The sequence below is a fragment of the Actinoplanes palleronii genome (genome assembly GCF_016862315.1).
Taxonomy (GTDB): Bacteria; Actinomycetota; Actinomycetes; order Mycobacteriales; family Micromonosporaceae; genus Actinoplanes; species Actinoplanes palleronii.
Window position 1 is genome coordinate 75,294 of sequence record NZ_BOMS01000018.1, and the last position, 13,881, is coordinate 89,174.

25 protein-coding genes and 1 pseudogene are annotated in these 13,881 nt (G+C 71.4%); 24 read left to right on the plus strand and 2 right to left on the minus strand.

Going from position 1 to position 13,881, the window contains the following annotated elements:
• Nucleotides 1–99: 99 nt before the first annotated feature.
• A complete protein-coding gene (locus Apa02nite_RS07300) occupies nucleotides 100–1,260 on the minus strand; it encodes a carboxylate-amine ligase (protein ID WP_203824359.1) in 1,161 nt (386 codons plus the stop codon).
• A gap of 165 nt (nucleotides 1,261–1,425) precedes the next feature.
• On the opposite strand from Apa02nite_RS07300, the gene Apa02nite_RS07305 reads away from it, so the two are divergent.
• Nucleotides 1,426–2,793: a carbohydrate-binding protein gene (locus Apa02nite_RS07305; RefSeq protein ID WP_203824360.1), complete on the plus strand. Its 1,368-nt coding sequence runs from the start codon at nucleotides 1,426–1,428 to the stop codon at nucleotides 2,791–2,793.
• Between the two features lie 85 nt (nucleotides 2,794–2,878).
• Here the strand turns inward: Apa02nite_RS07305 and Apa02nite_RS07310 are convergent, their stop codons facing one another.
• Nucleotides 2,879–3,199, minus strand: a complete 321-nt coding sequence (locus tag Apa02nite_RS07310; protein ID WP_203824361.1) for a helix-turn-helix domain-containing protein — start codon at nucleotides 3,197–3,199, stop codon at nucleotides 2,879–2,881.
• A gap of 127 nt (nucleotides 3,200–3,326) precedes the next feature.
• On the opposite strand from Apa02nite_RS07310, the gene Apa02nite_RS07315 reads away from it, so the two are divergent.
• The 23 genes and pseudogenes from Apa02nite_RS07315 to Apa02nite_RS07420 all read left to right on the plus strand — a co-directional run bounded on the left by Apa02nite_RS07315 (nucleotide 3,327) and on the right by Apa02nite_RS07420 (nucleotide 13,879).
• Entirely contained in the window at nucleotides 3,327–3,572 is a 246-nt protein-coding gene (locus Apa02nite_RS07315) for a helix-turn-helix domain-containing protein (RefSeq protein ID WP_203824362.1), read from the plus strand.
• Between the two features lie 211 nt (nucleotides 3,573–3,783).
• Entirely contained in the window at nucleotides 3,784–4,848 is a 1,065-nt protein-coding gene (locus tag Apa02nite_RS07320; RefSeq protein ID WP_203824363.1) for a hypothetical protein, read from the plus strand.
• Entirely contained in the window at nucleotides 4,848–5,183 is a 336-nt protein-coding gene (locus Apa02nite_RS07325; RefSeq protein ID WP_203824364.1) for a hypothetical protein, read from the plus strand. The genes Apa02nite_RS07320 and Apa02nite_RS07325 overlap by 1 nt, the downstream gene beginning before the upstream one ends.
• Nucleotides 5,183–5,443, plus strand: coding sequence for a hypothetical protein (locus Apa02nite_RS07330; protein WP_203824365.1), 261 nt, complete (start codon nucleotides 5,183–5,185; stop codon nucleotides 5,441–5,443). The genes Apa02nite_RS07325 and Apa02nite_RS07330 overlap by 1 nt, the downstream gene beginning before the upstream one ends.
• A 162-nt stretch (nucleotides 5,444–5,605) precedes the next feature.
• Nucleotides 5,606–5,893 carry a hypothetical protein gene (locus Apa02nite_RS07335; RefSeq protein ID WP_203824366.1) on the plus strand — a complete coding sequence of 96 codons (288 nt, stop codon included), beginning with the start codon at nucleotides 5,606–5,608 and terminating at the stop codon, nucleotides 5,891–5,893.
• Nucleotides 5,890–6,075 (plus strand): annotated as a pseudogene (locus Apa02nite_RS07340) (BldC family transcriptional regulator); the annotation flags it as partial. The gene Apa02nite_RS07335 and the pseudogene Apa02nite_RS07340, both read left to right, overlap by 4 nt.
• A gap of 5 nt (nucleotides 6,076–6,080) precedes the next feature.
• Nucleotides 6,081–6,596 (plus strand): hypothetical protein, encoded by a 516-nt coding sequence (locus Apa02nite_RS07345; protein ID WP_203824368.1) that lies wholly within the window; start codon nucleotides 6,081–6,083, stop codon nucleotides 6,594–6,596.
• Complete coding sequence (locus tag Apa02nite_RS07350) at nucleotides 6,593–7,018, plus strand: RNA-dependent RNA polymerase family protein (protein ID WP_203824369.1); 426 nt, start codon at nucleotides 6,593–6,595, stop codon at nucleotides 7,016–7,018. The genes Apa02nite_RS07345 and Apa02nite_RS07350 overlap by 4 nt, the downstream gene beginning before the upstream one ends.
• Entirely contained in the window at nucleotides 7,015–7,425 is a 411-nt protein-coding gene (locus Apa02nite_RS07355) for a hypothetical protein (RefSeq protein ID WP_203824370.1), read from the plus strand. Before Apa02nite_RS07350 ends, Apa02nite_RS07355 begins: the two co-directional genes overlap by 4 nt.
• Nucleotides 7,422–8,426 carry a YqaJ viral recombinase family nuclease gene (locus Apa02nite_RS07360; RefSeq protein ID WP_203824371.1) on the plus strand — a complete coding sequence of 335 codons (1,005 nt, stop codon included), beginning with the start codon at nucleotides 7,422–7,424 and terminating at the stop codon, nucleotides 8,424–8,426. The genes Apa02nite_RS07355 and Apa02nite_RS07360 overlap by 4 nt, the downstream gene beginning before the upstream one ends.
• Entirely contained in the window at nucleotides 8,423–9,190 is a 768-nt protein-coding gene (locus Apa02nite_RS07365; RefSeq protein WP_203824372.1) for an ERF family protein, read from the plus strand. Before Apa02nite_RS07360 ends, Apa02nite_RS07365 begins: the two co-directional genes overlap by 4 nt.
• Nucleotides 9,187–9,459: a helix-turn-helix domain-containing protein gene (locus Apa02nite_RS07370; protein ID WP_203824373.1), complete on the plus strand. Its 273-nt coding sequence runs from the start codon at nucleotides 9,187–9,189 to the stop codon at nucleotides 9,457–9,459. The genes Apa02nite_RS07365 and Apa02nite_RS07370 overlap by 4 nt, the downstream gene beginning before the upstream one ends.
• The gene (locus Apa02nite_RS07375) at nucleotides 9,456–10,064 is read left to right on the plus strand and encodes a hypothetical protein (RefSeq protein ID WP_203824374.1); all 609 of its coding nucleotides are present in this window, start codon (nucleotides 9,456–9,458) and stop codon (nucleotides 10,062–10,064) included. The genes Apa02nite_RS07370 and Apa02nite_RS07375 overlap by 4 nt, the downstream gene beginning before the upstream one ends.
• Entirely contained in the window at nucleotides 10,061–10,336 is a 276-nt protein-coding gene (locus Apa02nite_RS07380; RefSeq protein ID WP_203824375.1) for a hypothetical protein, read from the plus strand. Before Apa02nite_RS07375 ends, Apa02nite_RS07380 begins: the two co-directional genes overlap by 4 nt.
• Nucleotides 10,337–10,418: 82 nt before the next feature.
• Entirely contained in the window at nucleotides 10,419–11,201 is a 783-nt protein-coding gene (locus Apa02nite_RS07385; RefSeq protein WP_203824376.1) for a hypothetical protein, read from the plus strand.
• Nucleotides 11,198–11,713 (plus strand): hypothetical protein, encoded by a 516-nt coding sequence (locus tag Apa02nite_RS07390; protein WP_203824377.1) that lies wholly within the window; start codon nucleotides 11,198–11,200, stop codon nucleotides 11,711–11,713. The genes Apa02nite_RS07385 and Apa02nite_RS07390 overlap by 4 nt, the downstream gene beginning before the upstream one ends.
• On the plus strand, nucleotides 11,710–12,072 hold the full coding sequence (locus Apa02nite_RS07395) for a hypothetical protein (RefSeq protein ID WP_203824378.1): 363 nt from the start codon (nucleotides 11,710–11,712) through the stop codon (nucleotides 12,070–12,072). The genes Apa02nite_RS07390 and Apa02nite_RS07395 overlap by 4 nt, the downstream gene beginning before the upstream one ends.
• Nucleotides 12,065–12,190, plus strand: coding sequence for a hypothetical protein (locus Apa02nite_RS51865; RefSeq protein WP_275412439.1), 126 nt, complete (start codon nucleotides 12,065–12,067; stop codon nucleotides 12,188–12,190). The genes Apa02nite_RS07395 and Apa02nite_RS51865 overlap by 8 nt, the downstream gene beginning before the upstream one ends.
• Nucleotides 12,187–12,519, plus strand: a complete 333-nt coding sequence (locus Apa02nite_RS07400) for a hypothetical protein (RefSeq protein WP_203824379.1) — start codon at nucleotides 12,187–12,189, stop codon at nucleotides 12,517–12,519. Before Apa02nite_RS51865 ends, Apa02nite_RS07400 begins: the two co-directional genes overlap by 4 nt.
• A gap of 202 nt (nucleotides 12,520–12,721) precedes the next feature.
• Complete coding sequence (locus Apa02nite_RS07405; protein WP_203824380.1) at nucleotides 12,722–12,961, plus strand: hypothetical protein; 240 nt, start codon at nucleotides 12,722–12,724, stop codon at nucleotides 12,959–12,961.
• The gene (locus tag Apa02nite_RS07410; protein ID WP_203824381.1) at nucleotides 12,958–13,245 is read left to right on the plus strand and encodes a hypothetical protein; all 288 of its coding nucleotides are present in this window, start codon (nucleotides 12,958–12,960) and stop codon (nucleotides 13,243–13,245) included. Before Apa02nite_RS07405 ends, Apa02nite_RS07410 begins: the two co-directional genes overlap by 4 nt.
• Before the next feature lie 29 nt (nucleotides 13,246–13,274).
• A complete protein-coding gene (locus Apa02nite_RS07415; protein ID WP_203824382.1) occupies nucleotides 13,275–13,616 on the plus strand; it encodes a hypothetical protein in 342 nt (113 codons plus the stop codon).
• On the plus strand, nucleotides 13,613–13,879 hold the full coding sequence (locus Apa02nite_RS07420; protein WP_203824383.1) for a hypothetical protein: 267 nt from the start codon (nucleotides 13,613–13,615) through the stop codon (nucleotides 13,877–13,879). The genes Apa02nite_RS07415 and Apa02nite_RS07420 overlap by 4 nt, the downstream gene beginning before the upstream one ends.
• Nucleotides 13,880–13,881: the final 2 nt, after the last annotated feature.

Genomic DNA, 13,881 nt, shown 5'->3' on the forward strand with positions numbered 1-13,881 from the left:
AATCGGTCATGACATCGTCACGTATGGTTGTTATGCCAGTTCACGCACGGTGCTTCCCTGTGCAATATCTGTGGGAATCCATGCGAGATTCCCGTCTCGTCACATCTCGCCGCGAGTTGTCCGAGCCAGCCAGTCCACCACGCCGGCCACCGGGGTGCCCTTGGCCAGCAGAGCGCGCTGCCGGGCCGCGCCGGTCCCGCGGGTGCGCAACCGGTCGATCAGGACGGTGACCAGCTCCGCGTCGCCGTGCCGCTCCAGCTCCGGGCGGACGTAGTCGACCAGTTGCCGCAGCAGTCGCCAGGCCGGGCGGGGCTCGCGGGTGGCCAGGTCGATGCCGGTCCCCTCGAGGCCGTCCTTGGCGGCCCGCCAGTGCGCGGCCATCAGCAGCGGGTGCGGCACGTCCGGCGCCACGGCTCCGGCGCGCACCTCCTGCACCAGGGTGGCGACCAGGCCCCGGGCCAGCGCGGCGAGCAGCATGGCGTCGTCGAGGGTGGGCATCACGTCGCCCATCCGGATCTCCACGGTCGGATAGCTCGCGGAGAGCCGGGCGTACCAGTAGAGCATCCCCTCGTCGAGCATCGCGCCGCTCGCCTGCAGGTCCGCGATCATCGTGAGGTACTGCTCGTGCGACTGCAGGTACGGCGTGGGGCCGACGGTCGGCCAGCGCTCCCACATCACCGAGCGCCAGCTGGCGTACCCGGTCTCGTGGCCGCCGAAGACCGGCGAGTTGGCCGTCGCCGCCTGCAGGGTGGGCAGCCAGACCCGCAGGTGGTTGAGCACCTGCACGCCGGTCTCGTCGTCCGGGATGCTGACGTGCACGTGGGTGCCGCAGGAGCCCTGGCCGGGGGAGAGGTCGCCGAAGCGCTCCCGCATCCGGTGGTACCGCGGGTTGTCGACGAGCCGCGAGTTCGGCCCGGAGGCCGGTCCGACACCGACCGCGACCAGCCGGGAGCCGGCCCGTCCGGCGGCGTCGGCGAGCGTGGTGCGCAGCACGCGCATCGAGTCGTAGAGGCTGCTCAGCTCGAGCTGCGGCGGGCTGGCCACCTCGATCTGGCTGCGCAGGTACTCGTGCTGCACGCTGGCCCGCATCTCTTCGGGCACCTGGTCGATCACCTCGTCGACGGTCTCCACCGCGCGCGGCTCGACCGCGTCGACGAGCAGGTACTCCTCTTCGATGCCGAGGGTGTGCAGATCGCTCCGCTCGGCACGTTCGGCGAGTTGGGGTGAGATCGTCGTCGTGCCTTCGGCAGCGGGGTCCATGCGCGGGTGTTACCCGCCGCGATCTACCCGGAAACCGCAGGCCGGTCCGGGGAATCGGGCTCCATCCATCGACAACCGTTGACAAGTTCCGGAAACAAGCGTGCAATCTTTGCCAGAGAGCGCTCTCACGTCCGCACCTTCATCCCCCTCGGAAGGCGTGTTCCCATGGCAGCTCCTCGAAGACTCCTCGCGCTGGGCGCCGCGCTGCTCGCGGTCGCCGGATCCGTGACGTTCGTGGCACAGGCCGAGGCGGCCGTCCCGGCCCCGCCCGCCGGCATGTCCCTGGTGTTCAGCGACGACTTCACCGGCGCGTCCGGCACCGGACTGAACCGGTCGAACTGGCTCTACGACATCGGCACCGGATACCCCGGCGGCGCGGCCAACTGGGGCACCGGCGAGATCGAGACGATGACCGACTCCACCGCGAACGTCTATCAGGACGGCGGCGGCAACCTGGTGATCAAGCCGATCCGGGACTCGGCCGGCCGGTGGACCTCCGGCCGGGTGGAGACCCAGCGCACCGACTTCGCGGCGCCGGCCGGTGGCCGGGTGCGGATCGAGTCGCGCCTGCAGCAGCCGAACGTCAGCGGCGCCGCGGCCGCCGGGTACTGGCCGGCGTTCTGGGCGCTCGGGGACGCGGCCCGCCCGGTCGGCGCGACGAACTGGCCGAGCATCGGCGAGTGGGACATCATGGAGGACATCAACGGCCGGTCCTCGGTCTTCGCCGCCCTGCACTGCGGGACCAATCCGGGCGGCGTGTGCAACGAGACGACCGGCCTGACCAGCGGTGAGCGAGCCTGTTCCGGGTGTCAGACGGCTTTCCATACGTACGCCATCGAATTTGATCGCAGCACCTCGCCGGAGCAGTTGCGCTGGTATCTGGACGGCACCAACTACTTCACCCTGAACTCGTCCCAGGTCGACGCGACCACCTGGAACAACGCCACCCACCACGGGATGTTCGTGATCCTCAACGTGGCGATGGGCGGCGGTTTCCCGGCGGCGTTCGGCGGCGGACCGACCGCGGCCACCCAGTCCGGCGTGCCGATGCTCGTGGACTACGTGGCGGTGTACCAGTCCTCCGGCGGCACCACCACACCGCCGACCACCACGCCGCCCACCGGCACCCGGGACGCCTACGCGCAGATCCAGGCGGAGTCGTTCAACGCCTCGGCCGGGGTGCAGGTGGAGACGTGCTCCGAGGGCGGGCAGGACGTCGGGTACATCGCGAACGGTGACTGGCTGCAGTTCAACAACGTCAACTTCGGCACCGGCGGGGTGAAGGACTTCGTGGCCCGGGTCGCCTCCGGCGCCGGCAGCGGGGTGAGCGGCCTGATCGAGGTACGGGTGGACAGCCGGAGCAACGCGCCGATCGGGAGCTTCGCGCTCGGCAGCACCGGCGGCTGGCAGACCTGGACCTCGATCCCGGGCAACGTGTCGAATGTGTCCGGAACTCACACGGTCTATCTGACCTTCACCAGCGGGCAATCGGCTGATTTCGCCAATGTGAACTGGATCCAGTTCCGCCGGTAATCATTTTTATCGACCGATAACGATGGGCTGTGGTCGCTGACCTGCGACGGCAGCCCATCGTCGTGCCCTGATCACGGATTGACTTTTAAGGATATTTAACGCTCGGCCGCCGGGTTACCGCGCGGCCTTCCCCTGCTGGCTGCACCGGGGGCTCGGCCGCTCGGGCGGCCACCTCCGGCGGCGGAAGTAGGTCGTGGACGCCCGCGTCGAGCGCGTTGGCGATCCGGAAGAGGTCGTTGATGTCGATCGGCTGCTTGCCGCTGAGCCGGTAGGACACCCATGACGGGGACACGTCCAGTTTTGTTGCCAGGGTGCGGCCGCTCATCTGCCGGCGCGCCATCAAGGCCCGGATCTCCTCGGCGACAAGCTCGCTGAGCGTCGCGGTTCGCTCGTGTGCCTGGGTCATATCGCAACCCTGTCCGGCAAATCGCTACAAGTCAAGCGGTCCCAGCAAACATGACACGTTGGTCTTGACGGCGTTGCGCTATACGTGACAGTCTTGCGGCATGTCACCCAACGAACCGTCCGACGCGATGACGATACAGCTGGTGCCGGTTCGTCACGCCATCGCCGCCGAAGTCCGCGCCGAGATGGCCCGACAGAACAAGTCGATGCGGGACCTCTCCCCGGTGCTCGGGATCGCCCACTCGGGGCTCGCGCTGCGGGTCAAGGGCGATGTCGCGTTCCGCGGTGAAGAGCTGGTCGTGCTGGCCGGCGCGCTTGGCGTCCCGGTCGAACAGTTCCTCACGGTCCCGCTGCCGATCCCGAGCGCGGCGTGAGTAGCGACGGATCCGCCGGCACCGGTCCGACTGGCCCTGCTGGCCCTGGCCCGGGCGGCCCGGCCGGTCCCGGCCCGGCCGGTCCCGGCCCGGGCGGTCCCGCTGGCCCGAACGGCCCGCAGCAGTCCTGAAACAAGAAGCGCGCCACCCGTAGCCCCGGGCGGCGCGCCAGCACCGGACAGATCACTCCCATTCACGAAAGGACCGTCCGATGACGCAGCCCACGGTACCCGAGCGCAAGGCGCTCCGGGCCGACGAAGTGACCCGCGGCGACTGGATCGCCCCGCGCGAGGCCGAGGACTACCCCGTCGAGACCCTGGCGACGGTCGACTTCGACACGGTGCAGCGCGGCCCCGAGGTCGAGCTGATCTACCGCCAGGCGGACGGGCGGCTCGGCCACTGGACCCTCACCCCCGGCGCGACGGTGCTGCTGGCCACCGACGACGAGGTCAGCGACTGGCGTCGCAACGGCCGCCGGTCCGAGTTCGTGGACCAGCTGCGGGCCTGCGCCGACATGCTCAGCGGGACGGTGCTGCCGATGCCCGCCAACGAGTACGACAAGGCCGAGATCCGGATCGCCGCCAAGAACGTGGCGGAGGTCGCGGAGATCGCTCGGACGCTGGGTGTCGAGGTCGAGATCGATAGCGCGAACCGCCACTCGGCGTTCTTCCGCCCGCTCGGCAAGGCCTCCGCGGTGGCTATCGAGTGGTTCGACTACGACCGGACGCCGAAGGCCAAGCCCGTCGACCCGACCGGCCTGGCCTACTCCCGCGAGGCCGACGAGGTGGACGCGGTACGCCCGATCAGCCCGGGCCGTGGCGGCGCGCCCCAGGTCGGTGCGATGACGGACGGCGGCCTGGTCGACGAGACCCCGGTCGAGCCGGTCACCCGCTACTTCTCCTTCGGCGGCGGCCACACCGACCCGCTGACCGGCGAGAGCCTGATCGACAAGTACGTCACGATCATCGCCGAGGATGGCGAGGCCTGCCGCCTGGCGATGCTCGCGAAGTACGGCAAGCGCTGGTCGTTCGAGTACATCCCCGGCACGCCGCAGGCCGACGAGTGGATCCCGCGCTGGGTCGAGCACGCCCGGTTCGACCTGACCGCCAACCCGCGCCCGGCCGGCTGGTTCGCCGCGGCGGTCACCGCGCCGGTCGACGACCCGACCGCCGTCGACTGCGTCCACCCGTGGCACTCCACGGTCGTCGGCGACGAGCCGGTCGAGCCGACGTGCCCGGCCTGCGGCGACCACGCGCACGCGGTCAGCGAGTCCTGATGCGCGCCACCGAGTTCCACTTCGTCTGGAGCAAGGGCGACAGCTTCGCCCCGACAATCACCTACGGCCCGGTGTCCCGCGAGGCGGCGCTGGAGGTGTTCGACGCCGCGAAGGAATTGCAGGTGGCCGCGTCGCTGAACCCCCGCGAGGGGCGGCTGCGGGTGATGTCCGACGCCGACTTCCGCGAGCTGCAGGCCCGGCACCCGGTCGCTGAGGCCGGTCCGGAGCTGGTCGAGGTCGACACCTGGGTAACCGGCTGCAACCGGTGGGTCCTCGGCGGGTGCGCTCTCCCGGCCGGCCACGACGGTGCCTGCGTGCCGGTGGGGCGGTCCTGATGACCCGCCGTCGCCTGCCGCTCTGCGCGAACCCGGACCTGATGACCAAGCTCGCCGCCGCCCACGGCCGCTCCGAGCGGTACCCGGAGTTGTGCGAGGACGGCGCGACCCGGCGGGTCGAGATCACCGTCTCGGACCTGGGGCCCAGCACCTGGACCGCGCTGCGTGCCGACGTGTGCCTGTGGCACTCGCTGGTCGTGGTCGGGCAGTTCAACGGCCGGCTGATCCGGGTTCTCGACACCGCTCTCGTCTCCACCTGATCCACGGCGCGGCACCGGATGGGTCCCGGTCGCCGCGTCACTGCCGGGCCGCTGGGTGGCCGGTCCGGCGCCCGGCCCGGGGCGGCTCCCCTGCAAGCCCCGGGCCGGGCCCCACCTCCACCTGCTTCGCACCTTGGCTTCGCACTTCGCAGGAGACGCAGCATGACGCTCAGCCTGTTCGACACCGGCCAGATCGCCGGACCCTCCGACTCCTCCAACCGCACCAGCTTCGCTTTCGTCGGCCCGTCCGGCGAGGTCCCCCTGATCGACTACCTGGCCGCTCCCCGGACCCGGCCGGACCAGACCGCGCGGATCTTCCTCGCGGCCCGGCCGGTCGAGCCCGACCCGCTGCCCGAGCCGACGCGCCCGTGGTTCTACCGGGGCCAGCGCCGGTGGACGCGGTCGGCCGGCCTGCTGGTCGCTGCGACGTGGCCGGGCGGTCTGCGATGACCGAGCCGACCCCGAACCGCGACAAGCTCCTCACGCCCGGCGAGGTCGGCCGGATCTTCCGGGTGGACCCGAAGACCGTCACCCGGTGGGCGCAGCAGGGCCGGATCGGCTACGTCCGCACGCCGGGTGGCCACGCCCGGTTCCGCCAGTCCGACATCGACGCGCTGCTCGCCGAGGGCGGTGCGTCGTGACCAAGCTGATCCCGAACGCCACGTTGGCGTACCGCGTGCTCGACCAGATCGACGCGCACCCGGAGACCTGGAACCAGAGCACCTGGGACTGCGGCACCGCGGCGTGCTTCGCGGGCTGGGCGGTCCGCCTGTCCGGTGGCATCTCCGACGATTCCGAGGTCGTTGCCGGGCCTGACGAGCTGACCGGCATGACCGTCGAGAACGCCGCCTACAAGGTCCTCGGCATCACGGTCGCCCAGGCCGACCCGGTCGATGGTTGGCTGTTCGACGCGGAGAACGACCGCCAGGATCTCGGCCGCCTGGTCGCCGAGATCTTCGGACCGCGCCCGCGACGGCACGGGGAGTCCGGCTGGGAGCGCGGCACCGACGCCTGCACGGACGCGTGCCAGGCCGGATGCCCGGGCGAGCACTGGTCGCCCATTCCCGCCTGTCAGCCGCAGTGCTTCGCGGGTTTCCACCTGCCTGGCTGCGTCTACGACGACGTCCCGCCGAACGCCGGGAGCGCGTCGTGAAGCGCCCGCCGATCTACTACCTCGACTTCCTGCACACACCGATGCCGCGCCGGGTCCGCTTCGGCCACTGGACGTGGGTGATCCGCGACGGCATGACCGGGCCGGTCATCGCGGCCGGCACCGCGCTCACCGAGCGGGCCGCGCTACGCCAGCGGATCCACGCCGAGGTCCGCTGCGTGTGCGTCGCCGGGTGCTGCCGCGACGACCGGCCCGTCCAGCACCCGCTGACCGCGGCCGAGGCCAACGCGATCACCCGGCAGCTCGACCTGGAGGGCGTGCCGGTGACGGTCCGCGTCGACGGCCCGGACCGCCAGGTGGTGCTGTGGCCGGCGCTCGCGTTGACGACTGAGCAGGAGGTGCGGACGCTGCGCCTGGTCTGCGCCGACACGGACGCGCCGGTGCGCTGGGCAGGTGTCGCATGAACCTGCGGCACGTCACCACCAAGTACGTCTACGACGTCAACCGGCAGCTCGTCCTGCGCGACAAGAAGCGCAACAAGTTCCGGCCCGAGGTCGTGACCGTCGCCCACCGTTCCGACCTGGGCTGGTGGCAGGTCCGGGTGTTCGGGCACAAGGTCGGCCCGGCCGGCTGGGGCACCGAGGCGGTCTGGTCGATCAAGGACGGCCAGATCGAGGCGACCAACGACAGCCGGCCGCCGCAGTGGCTGCGGGACATCGTGGCCGGGGCCATCGCGCAGCACGGCGGCGAGTCGGAAGTGCAGGCGCCCAGCGCCCAGGCCACCGGCGACCTGTGCCGCTGCGCGTGGCTCGGCACCGACACCCCGGAGCACGTGCGGTCCGGCCTCTGCCTGCCGGTGGTGACCCGGTGACCGCGCCGACCGCCCGCCGGGTCACGCCGACCGCCGTCCGCGTCCTGGCCGCCGACGCCGACCGCGACACCTGGCTGGCCGCCCGGCGCGCCGGGATCGGGTCCTCCGACGTCGCCGCGATCCTCGGGGTCGCCGACCGCAACACTGCGGTGCACGTCTACCGCGACAAGCGCGGCGAGCTCGTCGACGATGCCGGCGAAGCCGCACTGTGGGGCAACCTCCTCGAGGAACCCGTGGCCCGGGAATGGGCCCGGCGCCAGCGGTCCGTGGTGCAGCGCGTCGGCCTGATCGCGCACGTCGACGAGCCGTGGCGGATGGCGACCCTGGACCGGCAGGTCCTGGAATGCCCGATGGACCGCAGCGTGAAGACCCGGTGCGCCCTTGAGGTGAAGTGCCGGTCGGCGTTCAAGGCGCACCGGTGGCGCTCCGACATCCCGGACGACGTGCTCGCCCAGGTGACATGGCAGCTCGCGGTCACCGGCTACGACCACATCCACGTCGCGGTGCTGCTCGGCGGCAACGAGATGAAGATGGCCGTCGTCGAGCGCGACGAGGCCCTGGAGGCGTACGTCGTCGGCGCGGCCCGCCGGTTCCGCGACGAGCACCTGCTGGCCGAGGTCGAGCCGGACTGGGACCTGAGCAAGGCCCAGGCGCTGATCGACATGGACTCGCTCATGCACGTCGACCGGGTCGGCGAGCTGGACCTGACCGAGATCGGCGAGGTCATCGAGTACGCCGAGCGGTCCGCGGCGAAGAGCGCGGCCGACAAGGCGCTCAAGGAGTCCTCGGCCACCCTGCGGCGGCTCGCGGCCGGCGCCCGGACGGTCAAGTTCGCCGACGAGCTGGCCTACGAGTACGGCGACGTCACCAAGCGGACCTGCGACTTCGACGTGCTCAAGGCCCGTTGGCCGGAGGCGTACGAGGCCGTCGTGACCGAGAAGACGCACCAGCAGATCCGGATCGCTTCGGCGTTCCGGCAGACCCCTGGAGGTACCAAGTGAACCTGCGCGAGCGGGCCACCGCCGTGGCGGCCGGCGAGACCGGCCCGAGCGCCGGGCCGGAGCGACAGGGCATCACGTCCGAGCCGCTGGAGGACATCACCTACACCGGCGCGATCACGGACGCCGAGAAGGTGCCGGTGCACGTCGCCTTCGCCCGGGTGATGGCCGACGTCCAGTCGATCGGCAAGGGCGACCAGCGCAACGACACTGGCGGCCGGTACGCGTTCCGCGGAGTCGACCGGGTCGTCAACGCTGTCGGCCCGGCCCTGCGCCGCCACGGCGTGCTGATGCTCCCGACCCGAATCCTGGAGCTGGAGCACCGGGAGTCCCGGACCACGAACAACAAGGTGATGCAGGACGTCACGGTCAAGGTGCAGTGGACGGTCATCGGCCCGGCTGGCGACATGCTGCCGCCGCTGGAGTCCGCCGGGCAGGCCACCGACACCAGCGACAAGGGCACGGCCAAGGCGATCAGCGTCGCCCAGCGCGTGCTGCTGCTGACCTCGCTGCAGATCCCGACGCAGGATCCGGACGTCGACCGGGGCCACGAGCGCGGCGAGCGGCCCGGGCCGACCCCGGCCGAGTACCGGGACGAGATCGTCAACCCTCGGACGTCGATCGGCAGGCTGCGGCAGATCTCCAGCGAGCTTCGCGAGCACCGGGTGGCCGGCGCGCTGGTCGTCAACGAGGTCGGCGACGAGGAGGCCCTGAGCGACCTGTACATCCGGGTCGTGGCCGAGCGCCGGTCGGAGGCCGGCCAGTGAGCGCCGTGGCCACCACCCACCAGCGGTTCGCCGAGCGGCTCCGGCTGCTGCGCCGGGCCAAGGCCCTGACCGGCCGGGCGCTCGCCGAGCGGGCAGGCCTGCCGGAGCACGCCGTCTACCGGATCGAGGCCTCCGCCAAGGGCACGTCGCCACGGGTGCCGACGCTCGGCGAGGCCGTCGCCCTGGCCGACGCGCTCGGTGTCGACCTGGCGCACCTGGTCGCAGCCGACGTGATGTCCGTGACCGTGCCGCTGGGCGGTGCCCGGTGATCCGCCCGCTGCGCCTCGTCGCCCTCGACCTGTCGATGCGGGCCACCGCCATCGCCTCCACCCACAGCCCCAAGGGCGCCGAGCGCCTCGCTGTCTACACGGTGGCGAACACCGAGGGCCGGCCGCTCCACGTCCAGATCGACGAGATCGAGGCGCACGTCCGGCAGTCCTGCGGCTTCGGTACCGGCGGCGTGCTCCTGGGCGGCGACCGCCCGGACCTGGTCATCATCGAGGGGACGTTCTCCCGGATCGGCGGCTCGGACTACCCGCTGCACGCCCTGCACGGCGTGATCAAGCAATGGCTCTACCGGCGCCAGATCCCGTACGCGGAGGTCGCTCCGTCCACGGTGAAGGTCTGGGCGACCGGATCCGGCGCGACCAGCGGCGAGAACAAGGTCACGAAGGACAAGGTGATCAAAGGCGTTCTCGCGACGTACGGCCACCTGCTGAACATCAACCCGCGCGACGACAACCAGGCCGACGCGGTCTCGCTGCTGACCCTCGGCGCCGCGGCGTACGGCCAGCCGCTCGCCGACGCCCCGCAGAACCGGCAGCGCGCGATCAGGTCCGTCACCTGGCCGGACCTGGCGCAGGTGGTGGCGTGATGTTCGAGGCGGGACAACGCGCGGAGCAGGTCCGGCTGATCATGCAGACGCCGCCGCACGAGCCGTCGGCGGATGCCCGGCGCGCCGAGATCCTCCAGTCGCGGATCGCCGCGGCGGGCCGGCTGATCCACACGGCGCTGCAGGAACAGCTGCGACTGGAGAGCGGCGACCGGGACCTGCAGCTGCTCGACCTGGTGTGGGACCTGCAGTCGGCGCTGTGCATCCGGCCGCCGGCCGCTCCGGAGCCGCCCGTCGTGCCGGGGCGGTCGTGATGGACAACCCGTGGATGGTCGCCCTGGCGGTCGTCGTCGCGGTGCTGCTGGCCGTGGGGATGGCGAAGAAGTGAGCGCCCCGGTGAGCCCGATGTGCGACTGCGACCACCCGATGTCGCAGCACAAGTTGGGCCGGGGCGGGTGCCGGGCGCTGGACTGCGACTGCGCCCGGTTCGAGGCGGCTCGCAGCCGGGCGGAGTTCCTGGAGGCGGCGGCCGACGCGTTCCTGGGCCAGGTGTTCAGCGAGCCGCCTCCGGTCGTCTCGCCCGCCGACCGCCTCAGGGCCGAGCTGGCCGAGGTCAAGCGGGACCTCGCCGCGCTGGACGCCGATTACGGCGAGGTCCTCGGCGAGGGCAAGGCCCTGGTCGTCGAGCGCGACGAGCTGCGCGAGCGGTTCGCCGAGGTGGAGCGGGAGCGCGACGCCTGGATGAAGTCGTCGGCCGAGACGGCGCGCAAGCTCACCGCCGAGCGGGACGGCGCGGCCGATCAGTGGGCGCGGGCTCGTGACGAGGTCGAGCGGCTGACCCGGCTGCTGACCGAGGCCCGGGAGACCATCGCCCGCCTCGACAAGCACGAAGAGATCCGCGCCCGGGTGATCCGGGAGCGCAACGCCGAACGGACCGCGCTACAGGCCGAGGTCGAACGGCTCGGCGTCCTGCTCGACCAGGCGGAGCAGTACGCCCGGGATCTGCAGGACGACGGGATCACCGCGACCGAAGCGCCGGTTGAGCGGCTCTACGCCGAGATCACGCAGCACCTATGCCTGACCTGCGGAAGCAGGTACCGGGAGAACCACCAGCACTGGTGCGGCGCACTGACACCGGTGCGCGTCCGAATCACCTTCATCGAGGAGTCCCACTCATGACCATGACGGTCAACATCAGCGGCACGTTCAGCGAAAAACACCGGCCGGACAACGGTCTGGAACGGGTCGCCGAGTTCATGGACGAGCACCGCATCACGCAGGTTCCGGTGGTCGCCATCGTCGAGTGGCACGCGAACGGCGAGAACCAGAAGGGCAAGAAGATGGCCGTCGCGATCAAGGCGATCGAGCCGGGCTTCGAGTCCGACGGTTCGGACCCGCACGGTGCGGGCCAGCAGATCCGGGCGCTGCTGGACGAGCTGCGCAAGCGAGCCGGCCTGGCGTCGGTCGAGGAGACGTTGTTCTCGGCAGCGAAGGGCACGTTCGACTTCGACGAGGACGGCGGGGTGACGGCCCGGCCCGAGATCGAGGGCCAGGAGGCGCTGCCGATCCGGCTCGGCCCGGACGGTGAGTGCGAGGTGCCGGAGGCCTCGGCCGAGGAGATCCTGGCCGAGCGCGAGGAAGCCAAGGCGGGCGGCGTCCCGGCGGCATCGTTCTCCGGCGGTGCCGAGTGAGCGGCGAAGTCCCGGCCAACATCCGGCGTGCCGCCGAGCTGTTCGACGAGATCCAGGCCGTCCGGGCGGGCAAGCGGTGCGCCCTGGACTGGGCCCCGTGGATGGGCGACTGGTTCGTGTCGTCGAGCCCGCGCAACGGCAACAGCAACGCCGAGGGCCAGTGGGATCAGTGGGTTGATCTGGCGATCGGCATCCTCAAGGACCCGCTGACCGCCATCGTGCGACCGGAGGCGCACGTCGCCACCCAGCACCTCGCCACCTACGACTTCTACAGCGAGGCGAACCGGCAGCTCACCGACGAGGAACTGGCCGCTCGGTTCGGCAGGCCTGCCGCCGCGCCTGAGGGCTCCGATGGCTAGCCGGATCGTCCTGATCGTGACCGTCGCCGTCCCGGCCGTGCTCTGTGAGCGCGTGCTCGGGGCGGCGGCGGTCGCCGCCTCTCTGCTGACCATCAACGCGCTGGTGAGGCTCTGGTGATCGTCGACGTCTACCCGGTCGGCCTGCTTGCCGACCTACTCATGCTCCGCCGCGCACTCCGCCTGCGCCACCGCCACGGCATCCCCTGGGCGCTCCGGCGGCTCATCGCGCGGGCCCGCCGTCTCTGCTCCTGGGGCCACGAGGGCAACTGGGGCGCGGTCAAGAACAGCTTCAACGGCTACCTGGCCGAGCCGTACGAGTTCCCGCCCGGCAACTACCGGCGCCGCTGCGGCACCGGCTGGACGCGCGGCCGGGCGCTCCGGAGCCTGCGCCGCCAGCTGCCCGCCGACGGCCCGATCCGGGACATGCGCACCTGGACGATCCGGTGAGGGCCCGGCTTCGCTGGCGAATGCGGATCGCCCAGCTGCTCAACCGGCTGCCCAGCCAGTGCTCCGTCGACCTGGCGCTCTGGGCGATCCGCAACACGACACGCACCACGCCCTGGTCGCCACGGTCCCGCGGCTGCCAGGCGATGTGCGTGTTCGAGAGCTGCCGCGAGACGGGTGCTCGGATGCAACGGGACGGTGCCCGATGATCGAGGTGACCGAGGAGATGCGTGCCGCGTTCCGGGCCGACCGCGACGACTGGTGCGGGGAGATCGGCTGCGGGCGCGACGACTGCCTGAACGATCGCCTGGCCGCCGTGCTGGCCATCGTCGAGCGCGAACTACCGCGCTGCCCCTACGTCGAATGGGGCTTCAAGGTGCGGCTCTGCTCGCTGCCGTTCGGCCACGACGGAAACCACGACCTGAAGGACCGGGTGATCGTGTGAGCAGCTACCTGGTCGACAAGCTCAGGCGGTGCACCACCCTGCCCGCCTGGGCACAGGTCTCGATCAGCCCGGACGAGGCGAAAACCCTGCTCGCCCTCATCGACCGCAACCGCCCGCAGCCTGCCCCGGCCCCAACCCGGTGCGCGGACTGCGGGCGGACCGGCCGCAACCTCGAAGCCGTCCCCGAGGGCGACGGGACCGTGCTGCTCGGGCCGACCTGCAAGCGGCGCCGGATCGACGCCGGGCAGGTCCGGCAGGCGCTGCCGATCGGCGGTGACCGGTGATCACGGCCGAGGGCTGCGCGTCGTGCGGCATGCCGAAGCGAGAGCACGTCCAGATCTGGCGCCCTGGCGTCGGCTGGCACGGCTACATCGCTCCGGACAAGGCCACCATCGCCATGCGGATGCGGGCCCGCTTCCGAGCCGCTGGACGCATCGGCCCCCAGGTGACCAGCGAGATGGTCAACACCTTCGTCGCGGCGGGCGACATCTACCTCGACGACGGCGACATCGCCGCCGGGCTGGACGCCGTCCTGGCCATGGTCGACGAGGTCCACGCGGTCGAGATGGCCAAGCTCCGCGGCGCGATCCGGTTGGCCCAGCAGAGCCGCAACGTCTGGGTCAAGCGGGCGATGGACGCGGGGTGGAAGCCGTGAGCCAGGAACCGCTGATCGTGGTGCCGCAGAAGGCCGGCATCTGGTCCCGGCTCAAGGACGCCCAGGGCGCGATCGTCGCCGAGGCCTGGACCTACCACCGCGGCGCACACCAGCACGTCGGCCGGTGTCACTGCCGGGCGCCGCTCGTGCCCGGCGAGCCGTACGTGGTCGGGGTCCGCGACGCCTACCCGGCCGCCTGCAGCGCCGGGCACGAGCTGGTCGCGTATGGGCCGCGACCAGCGAAGAAGACAAAGAACAGCTGAAG

What these genes read in the sequence shown, in the direction of transcription:
- Apa02nite_RS07300 (WP_203824359.1), bottom strand. Translation starts at nt 1,260, where the DNA reads ATGGACCCCGCTGCCGAAGGCACGACGACGATCTCACCCCAACTCGCC.
- Apa02nite_RS07305 (WP_203824360.1), top strand. Translation starts at nt 1,426, where the DNA reads ATGGCAGCTCCTCGAAGACTCCTCGCGCTGGGCGCCGCGCTGCTCGCG.
- Apa02nite_RS07310 (WP_203824361.1), bottom strand. Translation starts at nt 3,199, where the DNA reads ATGACCCAGGCACACGAGCGAACCGCGACGCTCAGCGAGCTTGTCGCC.
- Apa02nite_RS07315 (WP_203824362.1), top strand. Translation starts at nt 3,327, where the DNA reads ATGACGATACAGCTGGTGCCGGTTCGTCACGCCATCGCCGCCGAAGTC.
- Apa02nite_RS07320 (WP_203824363.1), top strand. Translation starts at nt 3,784, where the DNA reads ATGACGCAGCCCACGGTACCCGAGCGCAAGGCGCTCCGGGCCGACGAA.
- Apa02nite_RS07325 (WP_203824364.1), top strand. Translation starts at nt 4,848, where the DNA reads ATGCGCGCCACCGAGTTCCACTTCGTCTGGAGCAAGGGCGACAGCTTC.
- Apa02nite_RS07330 (WP_203824365.1), top strand. Translation starts at nt 5,183, where the DNA reads ATGACCCGCCGTCGCCTGCCGCTCTGCGCGAACCCGGACCTGATGACC.
- Apa02nite_RS07335 (WP_203824366.1), top strand. Translation starts at nt 5,606, where the DNA reads ATGACGCTCAGCCTGTTCGACACCGGCCAGATCGCCGGACCCTCCGAC.
- Apa02nite_RS07355 (WP_203824370.1), top strand. Translation starts at nt 7,015, where the DNA reads ATGAACCTGCGGCACGTCACCACCAAGTACGTCTACGACGTCAACCGG.
- Apa02nite_RS07390 (WP_203824377.1), top strand. Translation starts at nt 11,198, where the DNA reads ATGACCATGACGGTCAACATCAGCGGCACGTTCAGCGAAAAACACCGG.
- Apa02nite_RS51865 (WP_275412439.1), top strand. Translation starts at nt 12,065, where the DNA reads ATGGCTAGCCGGATCGTCCTGATCGTGACCGTCGCCGTCCCGGCCGTG.
- Apa02nite_RS07405 (WP_203824380.1), top strand. Translation starts at nt 12,722, where the DNA reads ATGATCGAGGTGACCGAGGAGATGCGTGCCGCGTTCCGGGCCGACCGC.
- Apa02nite_RS07415 (WP_203824382.1), top strand. Translation starts at nt 13,275, where the DNA reads ATGCCGAAGCGAGAGCACGTCCAGATCTGGCGCCCTGGCGTCGGCTGG.